Genomic DNA, 17,868 nt, shown 5'->3' with positions numbered 1-17,868 from the left:
CGCGCTACGGCACCTCAGGGATGACGGCGAGAGATGCAATGGGCTCAGCTCAAGACGGTCAAGCCATCACCGCGCAAGCCGTAGCAAACCATCGACATCGAGATGACGCTCGATGTGATCGGCCAGCGCGTCTAGCGCGCTCTCGATTCGCGCCCGGTACTGTTCGCCTGAAGCCTCGATCCCGAGTCCTGCGAGAAAAGCACGGCGGAATGCATCCGCTGTAAAGAGGCCATGCAGGTAAGTGCCGTGGACGAGTCCATCGGCAGAGACCGCGCCCTCCGGCGCGCCGTTCACGAAGGAGAAGGGCCGCGCGAGGTCTGGCCCCTCGGTGCGGCCGATATGGATTTCGTAAGCATCAAGCCCTTGACCAGTCGCCGCATGCACGGCCTTGACGCGGGTGAGCGCCTTTTCCGGCGTCATGACGGTGGTGACGTCCAACAATCCGAGCCCCGGCGTCTCGCCGGCAGGCCCTTCGATGCCTTCGGGATCGGCAACGCTTTTGCCGAGCATCTGGTAGCCGCCGCAGATGCCGAGCACATGGCCGCCGCGGCGATGATGCGCCAGCAGGTCGATGTCCCAGCCATGCGCGCGCAAGAAATCGAGATCGCCGCGCGTCGATTTGGCTCCTGGCAGGATCACGAGCTTTGTATCGCCCGGAATGGCTTCGCCAGGGCGCACCATGACGAGATCGATCTCGGGCTCGAGCTTGAGCGGATCGAGGTCGTCGAAATTGGCGATACGCGACAGCGCCAGAAAGGCGATTTTTGTGCGCCCCGGCTTGCGCGCTTCGCCAAGGCCGAGCGCATCTTCCGCCGGCAGCTCGCGCGCGCGGGCAAAATAGGGCAGGACGCCGAAGCCGCGCCAGGCGGTGCGCTCTTCGATCAGTCGATAACCGTCATCGAACAGGGTGGGATCGCCGCGGAATTTGTTGATGATGAAGCCTGAGATCATCGCCGCATCGCCCGGTTCGAGCACCGCCTTGGTGCCGACGAGCTGCGCGATCACCCCGCCGCGGTCGATGTCGCCGACCAGCACGACCGGAACGTCGGCGCGGCACGCAAAGCCCATATTGGCAATGTCGTTGGCGCGCAGGTTGACTTCCGCGGGGCTGCCGGCGCCTTCCACCAGCACCAGATCGGCCTCCCGCTTCAGCCGGCCAAAACTCTCCAGCACTGCCGGCATCAGCGAAGGCTTCAGCCTGGCATAGTCGCGCGCGCGCAAGGTCGCGATGCGGCGGCCTTGCACGATCACCTGCGCGCCGACATCGGTTTCCGGCTTGAGCAGCACCGGATTCATATCGGTCTGCGGATCGATCCCGGCGGCCAGCGCCTGCAATGCCTGCGCGCGGCCGATCTCGCCACCGTCCGTCGTGACCGCGGCGTTGTTCGACATGTTCTGCGGCTTGAAGGGGCGAACGCGCAAACCGCGGCGCTTCGCTGCCCGCGCGAGCCCGGCGACGATGAGCGACTTGCCCACGTCGGAGCCCGCGCCCTGGATCATCAATGCGCGCGCCATGCGAAGCCTAGAACTCGACGCCCGGCTGCGCCTTGATGCCGGAGCGGAAGGGATGTTTCACCAGCGTCATCTCGGTGACGAGATCGGCGAGATCGATCAGCTCCTGCTTGGCGTTGCGCCCGGTGAGCACGACATGCGTCAGCGGCGGTTTCGAATCGCGCAGGAATTCCACGACCTCGTTGATGTCGAGATAGTCGTAGCGCAGCGCGATGTTGATCTCGTCGAGCACGACCATGCGCAGCCGCTCGTCGCGGATCAATTGCTTGGCCTTTTCCCAACCGGCCTTCGCGGCGGCGATGTCCCGTGCGCGGTCCTGGGTTTCCCAGGTAAAGCCCTCGCCCATGGCGTAGAACTGGCACAACTCGCCGAAATGGCCGGCAAGGAGCCGCCGTTCGCCCGTATCCCACGCACCCTTGATGAACTGCACGACCGCGCAAGGCAATCCATGCGCCACGCCGCGCACGATCATGCCGAAGGCGGAGGAGGATTTTCCCTTGCCCGCGCCGGTGTGAACGATGATCAGGCCTTTCTCGCCGCTTTTCTCCGCCATCATGCGATCGCGGGCGGCTTTCTTCTTGGCCATCTTGGTGGCGTGGCGCGCGTCGAGGTCGGCGTCGGCGGCGGTTTCTCGTGTACTCTCGGCCAAATCATGTTCCGAAGCCATCGATTCACTCCTTCGGCTTGACAAGCGGCGCGCTTGAGCAAATGCTCCGCCCGCGCTGGTTCCTGTCCTACGACAGGCGAAGAGGGAATGCGATAGGGTTAAAAATTTGGCCCGAAGCGCAGCCGCCCCCGCGACCGTGACCGGAGAGGTCCCCAATTGCCACTGATTCTCTTCCCGAGAATCGGGAAGGCGGGGATCGGAGGACCTGATCCAAGAGTCCTGCTCCGCAAGCCGGGAGACCTGCCAGCGCTTGTGTTTTCGAAGACCGGCGGACGGGGTGTTCCGCGACGGGGAGCGAACCCTCTGCCGTTGGTTCGTGCGCCTCATCGCCTCCGCCGGAACGTAAAGGGAAGGCGATGGCCGTCACGCTTCATGTCTGTATCACCTGCCGCGCAGGTCAAACCTTACCGGAGGACGAGCCGACGCCCGGCGCGCGGCTGCGCGACGCCATCCTTGAGGCAGGTGTGCCTGAGGGCGTCAACCTCGTGCCGGTCGAGTGTCTTTCCGCCTGCAGCCAAGGCTGTTCGGTCGCGCTCAGCGCGCCTGGCCGCTGGTCTTATGTGTATGGCCGCCTGTCGCATGCCAATGCACGGGACGTGATCGCGGGCGCCGCGGCCTATGCGGCGGCCGCGGACGGCATCGTGCCCTGGCGGTCGCGGCCCGAGGTTTTCCGCAAGCAGTCGCTTGCCCGTATTCCCCCGATCGTGAGCTTGCCGGAGGCCGCCGAATGACGTCGCTCGCCAAAATCCCCGTCACCGTGATCACGGGCTTTCTCGGCTCGGGCAAGACCACGCTGATCCGGCATCTCATGGCCAATCCGAATGGCAAGAAGCTTGCCGTGCTGGTCAACGAGTTCGGCAGCGAAGGCGTCGACGGTGAAATCCTGAAATCCTGCGCGGACGCGAATTGTCCCGAGGAGAATATTGTCGAACTCGCCAATGGCTGCATCTGCTGCACGGTGGCGGACGAGTTCATCCCGACCATGCAGAGCCTGCTGGCGCGCGACGTGCAACCGGATCACATCCTGATCGAAACGTCAGGGCTCGCGCTGCCGAAGCCGCTTCTGAAGGCGTTCGACTGGCCCGAGATCAAGTCGCGCATCACGGTCGATGGCGTGATCGCGCTCGCCGATGCGGAGGCGGTGGCGGCTGGGCGTTTCGCGCCGGATCCGGCCGCAGTCGATGCGCAGCGGGCGGCGGATGAAAGCCTCGATCATGAGACGCCGCTGTCGGAAGTCTTCGAGGACCAGATCGCCTGCGCCGACATCGTGCTGCTCACCAAGGCCGACCTCGCCGGCGAAGCCGGTGTTGCTGCGGCAAAGCAGCTCATTGCGGCGGAAGCGCCGCGGCCGCTGCCGATGCTGCCCGTCACCGATGGTGCGATCGATCCGCAGGTCGTTCTCGGCTTGAATGCGGCGGCGGAAGACGATCTCGCCGCGCGCCCCTCGCATCATGACGGCGAGGAGGAGCACGAGCACGATGATTTCGCCTCGGTTGTCGTCGAACTGCCAGAAATCACCGACATCGACGCGCTGGTGCGCGCGGTCGGGCATCTCGCACGTGAACAGAACGTGCTGCGCGCCAAGGGCTATCTCGCCATTGCGGGCAAGCCGATGCGCCTGCTCCTGCAGGCGGTCGGCGAGCGCGTGCGCCATCAGTTCGATCGTCCCTGGGGCACAGCGCCGCGGCGCTCGAAGCTGGTCCTGATCGGCGAGCAGGGCGACATAGATGAAGCCGCGATCAAGGCGGGGCTCGGCCTTTCGGGATTTGCCGTCTGATGCACGTCGTCTTTCGCGAGAGCCACGGGCTTGAGGAGACCGCCGTTCCTGTCGATCTCGCGCAGGAGCCGGGCGATCTCGTCATGCTCTCGTTCTCCGACAGCGATCTTGCGGCCTTTGCCGCGGGGTGGCGGCGCGGGCGGGAAAGCCTGCCCTCGCTGCGGCTCGCCAATCTTGCCGGCCTGCGCCATCCGCTGTCCGTCGATACTTACATCGAACGAACGCTCAGCCATGCGCGCGGCGTGTTGGTGCGGCTGATCGGCGGGGAATCCTACTGGAGCTATGGTCTTGCCGCGCTGCATGAGCTTGCAAGCAAGAAGGGCATCGCGCTCGCCGTGTTGCCGGCGGATGGGCGAGATGATCCGCGGCTGGATGCGCTCTCGACCTTGCCGCGCTCGACGCTTCGGCAGCTCAAGGCGCTGTGCGACACCGGCGGTGCGGTGGCGGCGCAGGCCGCGATTGCCCAGCTTGCGCTGGCCGCTGGTCTCTACGCCGGGCCCGTGCCGGGAGAAGTGAAAATTCCGGAGATGGGCTTTTACGATCCCGCGCGGGGCGTGCTGTTGTCGCTGCCGGAATCGGAGGGGAAGCCGCATGCGCTGGTCACCTTCTATCGCGCCTATGTGACGGCGGCGGATACCGCGCCGGTGGACGCGCTGATCACTGCGCTCCGGGACAAGGGCTTTGAGGCCTATGGCGCCTTTGTGCCGTCGCTGAAGGGCAGGGGCGTCGCCGACTGGCTGAAGCGTCACTTCGCCGGGCGTGCGCCTGCGGCGATCATCAATGCAACCGCGTTCTCGGCAATGGCCGATGACGGCACGACGCCGTTCGATGCCGCCTCCTGCCCGGTTTTCCAGGTGGCACTGTCCACCGCGCGCAGCGAGGACTGGGCGGCCTCGCTGCGCGGGCTGTCGGCGGCAGACCTTGCGATGCATGTGGTGCTGCCTGAGGTCGACGGCCGGATCTTTCTTGGCGTTGTCAGCTTCAAGTCCCAAGGCGCTCGCGACGGCGATCTGCAGATTGCGCTAGCCTCGCATCAGCCCGACGCAACGCGTGTCAATGCCGCGGTCGATCGCGTGGCGGCATGGTCGCGTCTTGCAGCGCTGCCAAACCGCGATAAACGGCTTGTCATTATCCTTTCGAGCTATCCTGGCCGCTCGCATCAGATCGCGCACGCGGTCGGGCTGGATGCACTGGCCTCGACCGACGTTCTGCTGTCGGATCTTGCTGATGCCGATTTCGATGTCGCGAGCGGTGCGGCATTGGCGCAGGGCTTGCAGCGGGAGAAGCTGGCCTGGAGCGTCGCCGACTATCGCGCCGCGTTGGCAAGGCTGCCGCGTCAATTGCAGGACGATCTCGCCGCCGCCTGGGGCGCGCCGGAGGACGATCCGCAAGTCTGCGACGGTCGGTTTCAGTTTGCGGCCGTAATACGCGGCAACGTCATCATCGCCGTACAACCCGAACGCGGCGACATCGCTAACCGCGCCGCCGAATACCACGATCTCACGCGCGTGCCGCGCCACGCCTATGTCGCGTTCTATCTCTGGCTTCGCGCTCAGGGCATTCGCGCCATCATCCACATGGGTGCGCATGGCACGCTGGAATGGCTGCCCGGCAAGTCCGTGGCGCTTTCGGATGCTTGCTGGCCGGAGGCGCTGACCGGCGACGTCCCGGTCATCTATCCGTTCATCGTCAACGATCCCGGCGAGGCGGCGCAGGCCAAGCGTCGCCTGAGCGCCGTCACGATCGGCCATTTGCCGCCGCCGCTCGCGGCGAGCCGGCTGCCGGAAAATCTCGTGCGGCTCGAGCAATTGCTCGATGAATATTCCACCGCTGACGGTCTCGATCCCGCGCGCCGCCGGCGCCTCGTCGCCGCGATCCGCGACGAGGCACGCGCCGCGGGCGTTGAGCAGGATCTTGGGCTCGCCACTTCCGCCTCGGCGGCTGAAGCCATTGCACGCATCGATCGCTTCGTTTGCGACCTCAAGGAAAGCCAGTTCGGCGACGGCCTGCATATTTTCGGCCGCGGTGCTTGCGCAGATCAAGAGCGCCGCGCGCTGCTCGATGCGCTCGCTGGTAAACGTGTCGCGCCGGGACCGGCGGGTTCGCCGTTCCGCGGACGGCGCGACGTGCTGCCCACCGGGCGCAATCTGTTCGCGGTCGATCCGCGCGCGGTGCCGACGCGCGCCGCGCATGCGCAAGGCATCAAGCTCGCCGAAGAACTGCTGCGGCGGCATCTGCAGGATCATGGCGATTGGCCGAAGGGCCTGTTGGTCGATCTCTGGGGCTCGGCGACGATGCGTACCGCAGGCGAGGAATTTGCAATGGCGCTGCACCTCGCGGGCCTGTCGCCGCGCTGGGACGGGGCGAGCGGCCGCGTTACCGGATTCGAGATTATCCCGCTTGCCCAGCTTGGCCGTCCGCGCATCGATGTGACGCTGCGCGTCTCCGGCCTGTTTCGTGACGTCTTCGGCAATCTTGCGCAATTGTTCGAGGCCGCGTCGGAAGCGCTCTCCCGGCGCGACTTCGAGGGCGCGGAAAATCCCTACGCGCAGCGCGCGCCGCGTGTGTTCGGCCCGCAGCCCGGCCACTACGGCGTCGGCGGCTTCGCCGCGCGCGATGCGTTGACGCGCGAGGCGCGGCAGGCGGCCGGCGAGGCGTGGCTTGCAGCATCGTCATGGTCGTTCTCGGCGAGTGGCGAGATGAAGCCGGACCGTGCCGCGATCGAAGCGCGGCTCGGGGCCGCTGATGCGTTCGTGCATGTGCAGGATCTGTCCGAAACCGATCTGTTGCTGGCCGCCGACTATGCCGCGCATGAGGGCGGCGTGGCCGCCGCTGCGGCAAGCCTGGATGCCCCCTTGCAAGCGCTCTATCATCTCGACGCCACAAGGCCGGAAGGCCCACGCGCACGATCGCTGACGGAGGAGATTTCGCGCGTGGTACGTGCGCGCGCGGCCGATCCGAAGTGGACCGCGGGCATGATGCGCCACGGCTTCCGCGGCGCGGCCGAGATCGCCGCGACGCTCGAGCACATGGCGGCCTTTGCCCATCTTGCCGACGCGGTTCCTGCGCATCTCTTCGACCTCTATTACGATGCGACGCTCGGCAACGACGAGGTTCGCGACTTTCTTGCACGCGAAAATCCCGCCGCGCTGGCAGCGATCGAAGGCTGTTTTGGCCGCCTGCACGACGCCTCGCTTTGGGTGACGCGCCGCAACTCCATTGCGGCCGGCTTGAGGAAGGCCTCATGAGCTCTGTTGCGATCAAAGGCTGGTGTCCGAGCGCGCACCGCCCGATGCCGTCGGGGGACGGGCTGGTGGCGCGTATCCGGCCGCGCGGGGGCCGCCTCTCGGCGGCGCAGGCGCTGGCCATCGCCGATCTTGCCGACCGACATGGCAACGGGCTGATCGATCTGACCGGCCGCGCCAACTTGCAGATTCGCGGGCTGCGCGCGCAAGCCCACGAACCGCTGCTCGCGGCACTGGCGCAACTCGCCCTGCTCGATGCGGATGCCGAGACGGAAAGCCAGCGTAACATCCTGGTTGCGCCGCTCTGGAGCGAAGGCGACGACACGCACATGCTGGCGACCGCGCTGGAGCGAGCGCTCGGCGAGCGTCCGCTCGGCCTGCCCGCCAAATTCGGCTTTGCTGTCGATTGCGGCAACGAGCGCCTGCTGGCACAGAATTCCGCCGACATCCGCATCGAGCGCAGCGCGAGTGGCGGGTTGATGGTTCGCCCGGACGGTTCGTCGAATGGCCGCTTTGTCACAAGGCGCGAGGCCGTTCCGGCCGCGCTGGCGCTGGCAAAGTGGTTCTTGGCCTCGGGCGGAGCGAACGGCGGGCGAGGGCGCATGGCAGCCCATATCGAAAGCGGCGCGAGACCACCGCATGCAGTGGACGATGGCGCGGTGCCGGCGCGCGCCGCGCCGCTGCCGCATCCAGGCGTGCGTGCAGGCGGCGCGCTGGTCGGCATCGCCTTCGGCCAGATGCAGAGCGCGAGGCTTAGAGTTCTCGCCGAGGGCGCGAGTGGCTTACGCATGACGCCGTGGCGCATGATCTATGTCGAGGGCGTGCGCGAAATCCCCGAGCATGACGGCATCCTCGGTCACGCCGATGATCCGCTGCTACGCGTTTCCGCCTGCAGCGGCGCACCCGCTTGCGAAGCTGCTTATGCCGAGACGCGCGCGCTTGCGGCCGCGCTGGCGCCTCATATGGCGGCAGGCGCGCATCTCCACGTTTCCGGCTGCGCCAAAGGTTGCGCGCATCCGGGCCCGGCCGCCGTCACGCTGGTCGCCACCGCCGACGGCTTCGACCTCGTCCGCAATGGTTCGACGGGCGATGCGCCGGCGCTGCGTGGCCTGACACGCGCCGAGCTGCTGGCCGATCCGCCTGCGGTTCTGGGGGATCGCTGATGCCGTACACTTACGAAACCGATGGCGCGGCCATCTACAGGAAGTCTTTCGCGACCATCCGGGCCGAGGCCGATCTTGCGCGCTTTTCGCCCGACGAGGAGCCTGTTGTGGTGCGCATGATCCATGCCGCGGGGATGGTCGGGCTGGAGCGCCACATCCGCTTTTCGCCCGGCATGGCGGTCGCGGCGCGCGAAGCGCTTGCGAGCGGCGCGCCCATTCTTTGCGATGCGCGGATGGTGTCCGAAGGTATCACGCGGGCGCGCCTGGCAAAGAGCAATGCCGTGATCTGCACGCTGGACGATGCCGCCGTGCCTCATCTCGCGCAATCCATGCGCAACACCCGTTCGGCCGCTGCGCTCGAACTGTGGCGGCCTCATCTGGAGGGTGCGGTGGTGGCGATCGGTAATGCACCGACGGCGCTGTTCCATCTGCTGAACATGCTCGAGGACAAGACCTGTCCGCGGCCGGCGGCGATCATCGGCTGCCCGGTCGGCTTCGTCGGTGCCGCGGAATCGAAGGCCGCGTTGATGGCGGCGCTGCCGGCGCCGGCGCTCACGGTCGAGGGGCGGCTCGGCGGCTCGGCGATCACGGTTGCCGCCGTGAATGCGCTTGCAAGCAGGAGCGAGTAGTCATGGGGCGGATCATCTGCTGCGGCTTGGGCCCAGGCGATCCCGATCTGATGAGCGTGCGCGCCGATCGCGAAATCCGCGCCGCCACGCAAGTCGCCTATTTCCGCAAGAAGGGACGGCCGGGCCAGGCGCGGCGGATCGTCGACGGCATGCTGGCGCGAGGCGTCTGCGAGTATCCGATGGAATATCCTGTCACCACTGAGCTTGCGTTCGACAGCGAGGAATATGCCCGCCTGCTCGCGGATTTCTACGACGCGTGGGCCGACCGGCTCGCACGGCTCGCACGCGAAGACAATGTCGTCGTGCTCTGCGAAGGCGATCCTTTTTTCTATGGCTCCTTCATGCATCTCCATTCGCGGTTGCAGGGTCGCGCCGAGATCGACGTCATCGCCGGCATTCCCGGCATGGCCGGCTGCTGGAACGTGGTGGGGCGGCCGATTGCGCTTGGCGACGACGTCATGACGATCCTGATGGGCACGCTGCCGGAGGAGGAGCTTTCCCGGCGCGTCAACAACGAGGATGCACTGGTAATCATGAAGACCGGGCGCAATCTCGCAAAGATCCGCCGCGCGCTCGCCGCTGCCGGCCGGCTGCAGGAAGCCTGGCTGATCGAGCGCGGCACGATGCCGGGCGAACGCGTTGCGCGGCTCGGGAATATCGAGCCGGACGATTGTCCCTATTTTGCGATCGTGCTGGTGCATGGGCGCGGGCGGCGCCGGGAGCTTTGCGAATGACGGGCTCGCTCGCCATCGCTGGTCTCGGCCCGGGCGATGCGGCGCTGGTCACGCCGGAAGTCTCGGCTGCGCTTGCCGAAGCGACCGACGTGGTGGGCTATGCGCCCTATGTCGCGCGCGTGCCGGTACGCGAGGGCTTAAGGCTGCATCCATCGGATAATCGCATGGAGCTCCAGCGCGCCGGCGAAGCGCTCAAACTCGCTGCTGAGGGGCGCAACGTGGTGATCGTCTCCTCCGGCGATCCCGGCGTATTCGCGATGGCGGCCGCGGTGTTCGAGGCGCTGGAGGCTTCGCCGGCGAAGGATGTGACGATCCGCGTGTTGCCCGGGGTGACTGCCATGTTAGCTGCGGCCGCGCGCGCCGGCGCGCCGCTGGGCCACGATTTTTGCGCGATCAATCTGTCCGATAATCTCAAGCCGCGGGAAGTGATCGAAAGGCGCTTGCTGCTCGCGGCCGAAGCCGACTTTTCCATCGCGCTTTATAATCCGAGCTCGGCGAGCCGGCCCGACGGCTTTCGTCGTGCACTCGAGGTATTGCGCGAGGCCGGCTGCGGCGAGCGCATCGTCATCTTTGCCCGTGCGGTGACGACGCCCAAGGAGCGTATCGAGACCGTGCTGCTGCGCGATGCGAGGCCTGAGATGGCCGACATGGCGACGCTGGTCATCATCGGCAATTCGGCGACGCGCCGCGTCGGCCGCTGGGTCTATGCCCCGAGGCGCGCGTCATGACCAAGCCAGGCCAGCACATCCTCGGCGCGCTCGACCCGCCGCCGCTCCGGCAGCGCCGGCCGCGCGATCATGATCACCGGCAAGCCGAGCTCGCGCGCGGCGTCGATCTTGGCACGTGCGCCGTCCCCGCCCGCGTTGCGCGACACAAGCCACTGGACGCCACGCGCACGCATCAGCTCGCGATCATCTTCGCGGGTGAACGGCCCGCGGGAGACGATCACCTCGGCATTGGGCAGCGGCAGTGGCCCGTCCGGCGCATCGACAAAGCGCAGCGTGTAGGCATGCTGCGGCTTTGCGGCGAAGGCGGCGAGATGTTGGCGGCCGATGGCGAGGAACACCCGGGCGGGCGCCTCGGGCAGCGCGGCCGCGGCGGCAGGCTCGTCGGCCGCCTCGATCCAATTGTCACCGGCGACCGCCGCCCATGGCGCGCGCTCCAGCGCGATCAGCGGCGTGTCCGTCGCGGCACAGGCCGTGACGGCATTGCGGCTCATCTCGGCGGCAAAGGGATGGGTCGCATCGATCACATGCGTGATCCGCTCGGCGATGATGAAGTCCGCAAGCCCCTCCGGCCCGCCAAAGCCGCCGATCCGGGTCGGCAGCGCGTGCGGCAGCGGGATCCTGGTGCGGCCGGCGTAGGAGTAAATGGCATCGATCCGCGTGCGCGCGAAAAGCTCCGCGAGCCGGTTCGCGTGGCCTGTTCCGCCCAGAATGAGCGCGCGCGTCATGTCTGATCCCTGGTTGACGATCATCGGTATCGGCGAAGATGGCCTTGCCGGGCTGTCGGAAGCAAGCCGAAAGGCGCTTGCGACGGCTGAGGTCGTGTTCGGCGGTGAGCGGCATCTTGGGCTCGCCGATATTGGCGCGCGTGGAAAGCCGTGGCCCATCCCGTTCGACATCGCACCCGTGCTCGCATGCCGTGGACGCCCGACCGTGGTGCTCGCCTCCGGCGATCCGTTCTGGCACGGTGCGGGCGGGAGTCTGGCCGCGCATTTGTCCGGCAACGAATGGATCGCGCATCCTGCGCCGTCGACATTTTCGCTCGTGGCGGCGCGGCTGGGCTGGCCGTTGGAGCAGACGATCTGCCTCGGGCTGCATGCGACGCCGTTCGAGCGGCTGATGCCGGTGCTTTCGCGCGGCGCGCGCATCATCTGCCTGGTGCGTGACGCCAAAGCGGGCGGCGGTCTCGCGGCGTGGCTGACTGCACGGGGATGGGGCACCTCGCGCCTATGGTCGCTGTCGGCGCTTGGCGGGCCGCGCGAGCGTATCGCTGAATCTCTGGCGAAGGACTATGTCGGTGCGTCCATGTCGAGCCCGCTCGCGATCGCGCTGGAGGCGGACGGTGGAATCGGATTGCCGCGCTGTTCCGGCCTGCCCGACGATCTCTTTGTCCATGACGGGCAGATCACCAAGCGGCCGATACGCGCGCTCGCGCTTTCGGCATTGGCGCCGCGGAGCGGCGAATTGCTATGGGACATCGGCGCCGGTTCCGGCTCGATCTCGGTCGAATGGGCCTTGGCCGGCGGAACTGCGATTGCCATCGAACAGCGTGAGGATCGCGTCGCGAACATCCGCAGCAATGTCGATGGCTTTGGCCTCGCGCACCGGATCAAGATCGTTACGGGCCGCGCGCCCGCGTTCCTGACAGGTCTGGAAAAGCCGGACGCGATTTTTCTTGGCGGCGGGCTGGATGCGGTGATGTTCCGTGCCATCTGGCCGCTGATGGCAAACGGCGCCCGTATCGTGGCGCATTCCGTGACGCTGGACACCGAGGCGCTGCTTACGGAATTACACGGCAGGCATGGCGGTGATCTGATGCGGATCGAGATTTCGCATGCCGCGCCGCTCGGCCGCTTGCGTTCCTGGGAAGCGTCGCGGCCGATCGTGCAATGGCGCGCAGTAAAGGGAGAGGGCGCATGACCGTGCATTTCATCGGCGCAGGCCCCGGCGCGCCCGATCTCATTACCCTGCGCGGCCGCGACCTGATCGCGGCCTGTCCGGTCTGCCTCTATGCGGGCTCCCTGGTGCCGCAGGAAATTCTGGCGCACTGCCCGGAAGGCGCGCGCATCGTCAACACCGCGCCGCTGTCGCTCGATGCCATCATCGATGAAATCAGGTCCGCGCATGGGCAAGGCAAGGACGTCGCGCGGCTGCATTCCGGCGATCTCTCGGTGTGGTCGGCGATGGGCGAGCAACTCCGCCGGCTGCGCGAGCTCGGCATTCCCTTCACCGTCACGCCGGGCGTGCCGTCGTTCGCCGCCGCCGCGGCCGCGCTAGAGGCCGAGCTGACGCTGCCGGGGCTTGCGCAATCGGTGGTGCTGACGCGCACCTCGGGGCGTGCGAGCGCGATGCCGGATGGAGAAAAGCTGGCGGCCTTCGCGGCGACCGGCGCGGTGCTGGCGATCCACCTCTCGGTGCATGTGCTGGGCAAGGTCATCGCGGAGCTGTTGCCGTATTATGGCGCGGACTGTCCGGTGGCCGTGGTCTGGCGGGCGAGCTGGCCCGATGAGACGATCGTGCGCGCCACCTTGGGCACGCTCGACGCAGCAATTGGCGAAAAGCTCGAGCGCACCGCCATCATCCTGGTTGGCCGCACGCTGCAAGCACAGGATTTTGCCGAGAGCCGGCTCTATGCGGCCGACTATGACCGCCGCTACCGGCCCGTCGGCACCGCGCCGCGCTTTCCGGAAGGTGCATGATGCCGCGCGCGCTTGTCATCTCCGCGCCCGCCTCCGGCACCGGCAAGACCACGCTGACCCTGGCGCTGGCGCGCGCCTTTCGCGACCGCGGGATCGCCGTGCAATGTTTCAAGAGCGGCCCCGACTATATCGATCCCGCTTTTCATGCCGCAGCAACGGGGCGGACCTCGGTCAATGTCGATAGCTGGGCGATGTCGCGCGAGACCATTGAGGGGCTCATCGCTCGCGGTCAGGATGCGGATCTGGTGCTGGCCGAGGGCTCGATGGGCCTGTTCGATGGCGTGGCGACGCCGGGCCGGTCCGGCACCGGCGCCAGCGCGGATATTGCGGAGATGATGGGTTGGCCGGTGCTGCTGGTGCTCGATCCCGCAGGTCAGGCCCAGACCGCAGCGGCGGTCGCGAGCGGCTTGCGTGATTTCCGGCCCGGCGTGCGCATCGCCGGTGTCATTCTCAATCGCATCGCCAGCCCGCGCCATGAGACCCTGATCCGGCATGCGATGGAGGCCGCCAATATTCCTGTGCTCGGCGCGTTGCCGCGACATGCGCCGATTGCGCTGCCGGAGCGTCACCTTGGCCTGGTGCAGGCGGAAGAGTTTTCGCGACTAGACGAGTTGATCGGCGAAGCCGCGCGGCTGGTTGCCGAGCGCGTCGATCTTGATGGATTGCTCAGGCTCGCCGGGGAGGCGGCGCTCACGCCGAAGGCGATGGGCTTCGCCGCGCTCAACCCATCCTACAAAGGCGACGCCATCCCGCCCGGCAAGCGCGTTGCGCTGGCGCGCGATGCCGCCTTCTCTTTCATCTATCCGCACATTCTCGAGGGCTGGCGCGCGGCCGGCGCCGAAATCGTGCCGTTTTCGCCACTGGCCGATGAAGGACCCGATGAGAGCGCCGATGTCTGCTGGCTGCCCGGTGGCTATCCGGAATTGCATGCTGGCAAGATTGCCGCGAATCTGCGCTTCCGGAAACGCTTGCGCAATTTTGCCGAAACGCGCCCCGTGCATGGCGAATGCGGGGGCTATATGGTGTTGGGTCGCGCTTTGACCGACAAGGAGGGGATGCGCCACGACATGACGGGGCTGCTCGGTCTTGAGACCAGTTTTGCCAAGCGCAAAATGCATCTCGGCTACCGCAAGGCCGCCTTGCATGCGCCGATGCCGGGCTTTGCTGCCGGCGCGCGGCTCCGCGGGCACGAGTTTCACTACGCGACGATTCTCGCCCAGCCCGACACGCCGCTGGCGATCGTGCGCGACGCCAACGGCGCGGAGGTCACCGAGACCGGCTCGCGGCGCGGCAACGTCAGTGGCACATTCTTTCATCTCATCGCGGAGGACAGGTGAGCGGCTTTGTTTCCTTTGTCTCGGCGGGGCCTGGCGATCCCGAGCTTCTGACGCTGAAAGCCGCGGCGCGGCTGCGCGCGGCCGATGTCGTGCTCTATGACGACCTCGCCTCCGGAGCCATTCTGGATCACGCCCGCGAAGGCGCGCGGCTGGTCTCGGTCGGCAAGCGCGCCGGGCGGCCCTCGGCCAAGCAGGAGCATGTCAGCCGGCTGCTGGTCGATTATGCCGCGACGGGCGCTGCCGTGGTGCGGCTGAAATCGGGTGATGCCGGCATCTTCGGCCGACTCGAAGAGGAGATCGAGGCGCTGCGCGCTGCCGGCATTGCCTATGAGATCATCCCCGGCGTCACGGCCGGCTGTGCGGCCGCGGCGGCGGCGGGAATTCCGCTCACGCGCCGCCACACCTCGCGCCGCGTGCAGTTCATCACCGGCGCCGATGTGCGCGGCGAACTGCCCGAGGATCTCAATTGGGCGGCGTTGACCGACCCCAATTCCACAACCGCCGTCTATATGGGCAAGCGTACCTTTCCAGCGCTCGCGGCCAAGCTGATCGCGCAAGGCCTGTCGCCCGACACGCCGGCGCTGCTGGCGGAATCCATCGGCCACGCCGATCAGCGGTTCGTCCGCACGAGCGTTGCAGAGCTCGCCGAGCAGCTCAAGCAGGAGGGCGTCACCGCGACCGCCATCATTCTCTTCGGCTCGCTCGCCGCTGAAGAGTCCTGACGTTTCAACCAACCCACCGCACCAAAAGGAGACTGGACCATGCATATCGAACCCGGCGTCGTGAACGGCGCGAAGATCGTGTTGAGTTATGCCACAGCCGCGGGCGCCGGGGGTTATGCCTTCAGGCTTGCGGCCGACACGGTGCGCAAGCAGGGCGCGGGCTCGCTTGCGCTGCGCACGGCCGCGACCACGTTATCGGTGTTCACTTTCTTCCAGATACTCCCGCATTTTCCGGTCGGCGTATCGGAAGTGCATTTCATCTTCGGTTCGACGCTGTTCCTGATTTTTGGCGCCGCGCCGGCTGCGCTCGGCCTTGCGCTGGGCCTCCTGTTGCAGGGCCTATTCTTCGTGCCGACCGACCTGCCGCAATACGGCATGAACGTGACAACGCTGTTGGTGCCGCTCTTTGCCATCGGCGCGCTGGCCGAACGCATCATCCCGCGCCACACGGCCTATGTCGACCTGCGCTACGGCCAGGCGCTGTCGCTCTCCAGTGCCTATCAGGCGGGCATCATCGCCTGGGTTGCGTTCTGGGCGCTCTACGGTGCTGGCTTTGGCGTCGAGAATTTGAAGTCGATTGCCACATTCGGAGCGTCCTACGCGCTGGTGATCGTGGTCGAGCCGCTGGTGGATCTCGCGGTGCTGGCACTGGCAAAATCGCTGCGCGGCATCTTGGACGGTGCGCTGGTCACGCCGCGCCTGCATCACGCCGGCTAGAAAACGGGAAGGGCGGCCCGCGAATGCGGCCGCCCTTCTAAGCCGCCATGCTCACGCTCTCCCTCATTGGTATCGGCTGCGGCGACCCTGCGCATCTGACGCGCAAGGCGATCGGTGCGATCAACGCCGCCGATCTCATCCTCATTCCGCGCAAGGGCGAAGAAAAATCCGAACTTGCGGACTTGCGGCGCGCGATTTGCGCCGATGTGCTGACCAACCGCGGGACGCAGGTGGTCGAGTTCGATCTGCCGATGCGCGACAGCGCGCGGGAGGATTACCGCGGCGGCGTCGATGCCTGGCATGACGCGGTCGCGCAGGCGTGGTCGCGCGAGATCGACCGTCATCTGAGCGGAGAGGGACGCGTTGCACTTCTGATCTGGGGCGATCCCTCGCTCTACGATTCGAGCCTGCGCATCGCGCGCCGTCTCGATCCGCTGCCTGACATCGAGGTGGTGCCGGGCATCACGGCTATTCAGTCGCTGTGCGCCGCGCATGCACTGCCGCTCAACGAGATCGGTGCGCCGTTTCTGGTCACCACGGGACGGCGTTTGCGCGAAGGCGGCTGGCCGGCGGGCGTCGATACCGTCGTCGTCATGCTCGACGGCGGCACCGCGTTCCAGACGCTTGAACCTGAGGGCCTCCATATCTGGTGGGGCGCCTATCTCGGCATGCCGGGCCAGATCATTTTGTCGGGCGCGCTCGCGGAGGTGGGGGCAACCATCGTTGCCGCACGGCGGCAAGCGCGGGAGCGGCATGGCTGGATCATGGATAGCTACATTTTGAAGCGTGTGGGCTGAGGGCTTTCGAATGCGGGACGATATGCTTCCTGAATGGGTTTACGAAAAATGCCCCGATGTCTCGGCGAGCCATCGAGAGTCCGCCCGCGCCCGTCAGGACCAGCTAACGAAGCCGCGTGGCGCGCTTGGCCGAATCGAGACGCTGGCGATCGACCTTGCCGCTCTGCAGCGCACGGAGCGACCACGCGCCGCGCGCGTGCCGATCATCGTCTTTGCCGGCGATCATGGCATCGCCGCGCAGGGCGTCTCGGCCTATCCGCAAGAAGTCACGATTGCGATGATGGCCAATTTTGCCGGCGGCGGCGCGGCAATTTCGGTGCTGGCGCGCGAATTGGGCTCGCATCTGGAAGTCGTCGATGCCGGCACGCTCGCAGAGACGCCGATGCCGGGCATTGTCACCGATAAGCCGCGGCGCGGCAGCCGCGATTTCAGCAGACAGGCCGCGCTTGACCTTTCGGACCTCGCCTTCGCCTTCGATTGCGGCAGGCGCGCGGTGGCGCGTGCGGCGAGCGGCGAACCTGACATGCTCATTCTCGGCGAAATGGGCATCGGCAACACCACGAGCGCAGCGGCAATTGCCGCCGCGCTGCTGCGGATAAGCGCCGACATGATCGCCGGTAGCGGCACTGGTGTCGATGCTGAGGGCCGCGCGCGCAAGGCGCGCGCGATCGACGCCGCGATCGCGCTGCATGGGCTAGCAGCGGGCAGCTCTCCCGAGCGCGTCCTGTGCGCGGTTGGTGGTCTTGAGATCGCCGCCATCGCCGGTGCCATCATCGCCGCCGCGCGAGAGCGTATTCCGGTGCTGGTCGACGGCTTCATCGTCTCCGTCGCAGCACTGGCGGCATCGCGGTTGAATCCATCCTGCCGACCCTATCTGATATTTTCCCACCGTTCGGCCGAGCAGGGGCATCGATTGGTGCTGGACGCCTTGGAAGCGCGCCCGCTCCTCGATCTCGATTTGCGACTTGGCGAGGGCTCAGGCGCCGCGCTCGCGTTGCCGATCCTGCGGCTCGCCTGTGCCCTGCATAACGGCATGGCGACCTTTGCCGAAGCTGCAGTCCCTGACCGCAAAGCCTGACGTCGCGGGCCGCTCTCGTGAGATCAACAACGCGTGTTATGCGGGGCACGCATCATCCGCTTTCTT

General features: G+C 66.8%; 17 protein-coding genes and 1 riboswitch. Of the genes, 14 read left to right on the top strand and 3 right to left on the bottom strand.

All coding sequences use genetic code 11. The annotated features are described in order from the left end of the window. Positions 1–66: 66 nt before the first annotated feature. Positions 67–1,515 carry a cobyric acid synthase gene (locus P6U23_RS31480; protein WP_407176256.1) on the bottom strand — a complete coding sequence of 483 codons (1,449 nt, stop codon included), beginning with the start codon at positions 1,513–1,515 and terminating at the stop codon, positions 67–69. Positions 1,516–1,522: 7 nt separating this feature from the next. After that, positions 1,523–2,179 (bottom strand): cob(I)yrinic acid a,c-diamide adenosyltransferase, encoded by a 657-nt coding sequence (gene cobO, locus P6U23_RS31475; protein ID WP_407176255.1) that lies wholly within the window; start codon positions 2,177–2,179, stop codon positions 1,523–1,525. Between the two features lie 39 nt (positions 2,180–2,218). Next, positions 2,219–2,442, top strand: a riboswitch (cobalamin riboswitch). A 93-nt stretch (positions 2,443–2,535) separates the two neighbouring features. Between cobO and P6U23_RS31470 the strand changes: the two genes are divergently transcribed. From P6U23_RS31470 to cobJ, 7 genes are read left to right on the top strand one after another with little or no spacing between them, the layout of a single operon-like run. Further along, positions 2,536–2,910, top strand: coding sequence for a DUF1636 family protein (locus P6U23_RS31470; protein WP_407176254.1), 375 nt, complete (start codon positions 2,536–2,538; stop codon positions 2,908–2,910). Then, positions 2,907–3,956: a cobalamin biosynthesis protein CobW gene (gene cobW / locus P6U23_RS31465; RefSeq protein ID WP_407176253.1), complete on the top strand. Its 1,050-nt coding sequence runs from the start codon at positions 2,907–2,909 to the stop codon at positions 3,954–3,956. Before P6U23_RS31470 ends, cobW begins: the two co-directional genes overlap by 4 nt. Then, complete coding sequence (cobN, locus tag P6U23_RS31460) at positions 3,956–7,204, top strand: cobaltochelatase subunit CobN (RefSeq protein WP_407176252.1); 3,249 nt, start codon at positions 3,956–3,958, stop codon at positions 7,202–7,204. The genes cobW and cobN overlap by 1 nt, the downstream gene beginning before the upstream one ends. Continuing rightward, positions 7,201–8,364 carry a precorrin-3B synthase gene (gene cobG / locus P6U23_RS31455; RefSeq protein ID WP_407176251.1) on the top strand — a complete coding sequence of 388 codons (1,164 nt, stop codon included), beginning with the start codon at positions 7,201–7,203 and terminating at the stop codon, positions 8,362–8,364. Before cobN ends, cobG begins: the two co-directional genes overlap by 4 nt. After that, entirely contained in the window at positions 8,364–8,993 is a 630-nt protein-coding gene (locus P6U23_RS31450; RefSeq protein ID WP_407176250.1) for a precorrin-8X methylmutase, read from the top strand. The genes cobG and P6U23_RS31450 overlap by 1 nt, the downstream gene beginning before the upstream one ends. Positions 8,994–8,995: 2 nt before the next feature. Further along, the gene (locus P6U23_RS31445; RefSeq protein WP_407176249.1) at positions 8,996–9,727 is read left to right on the top strand and encodes a precorrin-2 C(20)-methyltransferase; all 732 of its coding nucleotides are present in this window, start codon (positions 8,996–8,998) and stop codon (positions 9,725–9,727) included. Further along, positions 9,724–10,455 carry a precorrin-3B C(17)-methyltransferase gene (gene cobJ, locus P6U23_RS31440; protein WP_407176248.1) on the top strand — a complete coding sequence of 244 codons (732 nt, stop codon included), beginning with the start codon at positions 9,724–9,726 and terminating at the stop codon, positions 10,453–10,455. Before P6U23_RS31445 ends, cobJ begins: the two co-directional genes overlap by 4 nt. Here the strand turns inward: cobJ and P6U23_RS31435 are convergent. Beyond that, on the bottom strand, positions 10,431–11,180 hold the full coding sequence (locus P6U23_RS31435) for a cobalt-precorrin-6A reductase (protein WP_407176247.1): 750 nt from the start codon (positions 11,178–11,180) through the stop codon (positions 10,431–10,433). The genes cobJ and P6U23_RS31435 overlap by 25 nt on opposite strands. On the opposite strand from P6U23_RS31435, the gene cbiE reads away from it, so the two are divergent. The 7 genes from cbiE to cobT are packed head-to-tail and all read left to right on the top strand — an operon-like array spanning position 11,179 to position 17,802. Continuing rightward, positions 11,179–12,372, top strand: a complete 1,194-nt coding sequence (gene cbiE, locus P6U23_RS31430; RefSeq protein WP_407176246.1) for a precorrin-6y C5,15-methyltransferase (decarboxylating) subunit CbiE — start codon at positions 11,179–11,181, stop codon at positions 12,370–12,372. The genes P6U23_RS31435 and cbiE overlap by 2 nt on opposite strands. Then, positions 12,369–13,151 (top strand): precorrin-4 C(11)-methyltransferase, encoded by a 783-nt coding sequence (gene cobM / locus P6U23_RS31425; RefSeq protein ID WP_407176245.1) that lies wholly within the window; start codon positions 12,369–12,371, stop codon positions 13,149–13,151. The genes cbiE and cobM overlap by 4 nt, the downstream gene beginning before the upstream one ends. Beyond that, positions 13,151–14,488 carry a cobyrinate a,c-diamide synthase gene (locus tag P6U23_RS31420; protein ID WP_407181651.1) on the top strand — a complete coding sequence of 446 codons (1,338 nt, stop codon included), beginning with the start codon at positions 13,151–13,153 and terminating at the stop codon, positions 14,486–14,488. The genes cobM and P6U23_RS31420 overlap by 1 nt, the downstream gene beginning before the upstream one ends. Further along, a complete protein-coding gene (gene cobA, locus P6U23_RS31415; protein ID WP_407176244.1) occupies positions 14,485–15,210 on the top strand; it encodes a uroporphyrinogen-III C-methyltransferase in 726 nt (241 codons plus the stop codon). Before P6U23_RS31420 ends, cobA begins: the two co-directional genes overlap by 4 nt. A gap of 39 nt (positions 15,211–15,249) precedes the next feature. Continuing rightward, positions 15,250–15,927 carry an energy-coupling factor ABC transporter permease gene (locus P6U23_RS31410; protein ID WP_407176243.1) on the top strand — a complete coding sequence of 226 codons (678 nt, stop codon included), beginning with the start codon at positions 15,250–15,252 and terminating at the stop codon, positions 15,925–15,927. Between the two features lie 47 nt (positions 15,928–15,974). Continuing rightward, positions 15,975–16,724, top strand: coding sequence for a precorrin-6A synthase (deacetylating) (gene cobF, locus P6U23_RS31405; protein WP_407176242.1), 750 nt, complete (start codon positions 15,975–15,977; stop codon positions 16,722–16,724). A 22-nt stretch (positions 16,725–16,746) separates the two neighbouring features. Further along, positions 16,747–17,802 carry a nicotinate-nucleotide--dimethylbenzimidazole phosphoribosyltransferase gene (gene cobT, locus P6U23_RS31400; protein ID WP_407181650.1) on the top strand — a complete coding sequence of 352 codons (1,056 nt, stop codon included), beginning with the start codon at positions 16,747–16,749 and terminating at the stop codon, positions 17,800–17,802. The last annotated feature ends 66 nt before the right edge of the window (positions 17,803–17,868 follow it).

It is taken from the genome of Bradyrhizobium sp. STM 3562 (genome assembly GCF_045571435.1).
GTDB lineage: Bacteria > Pseudomonadota > Alphaproteobacteria > Rhizobiales > Xanthobacteraceae > Bradyrhizobium.
This window is presented reverse-complemented; position numbering and strand designations above follow the sequence as displayed.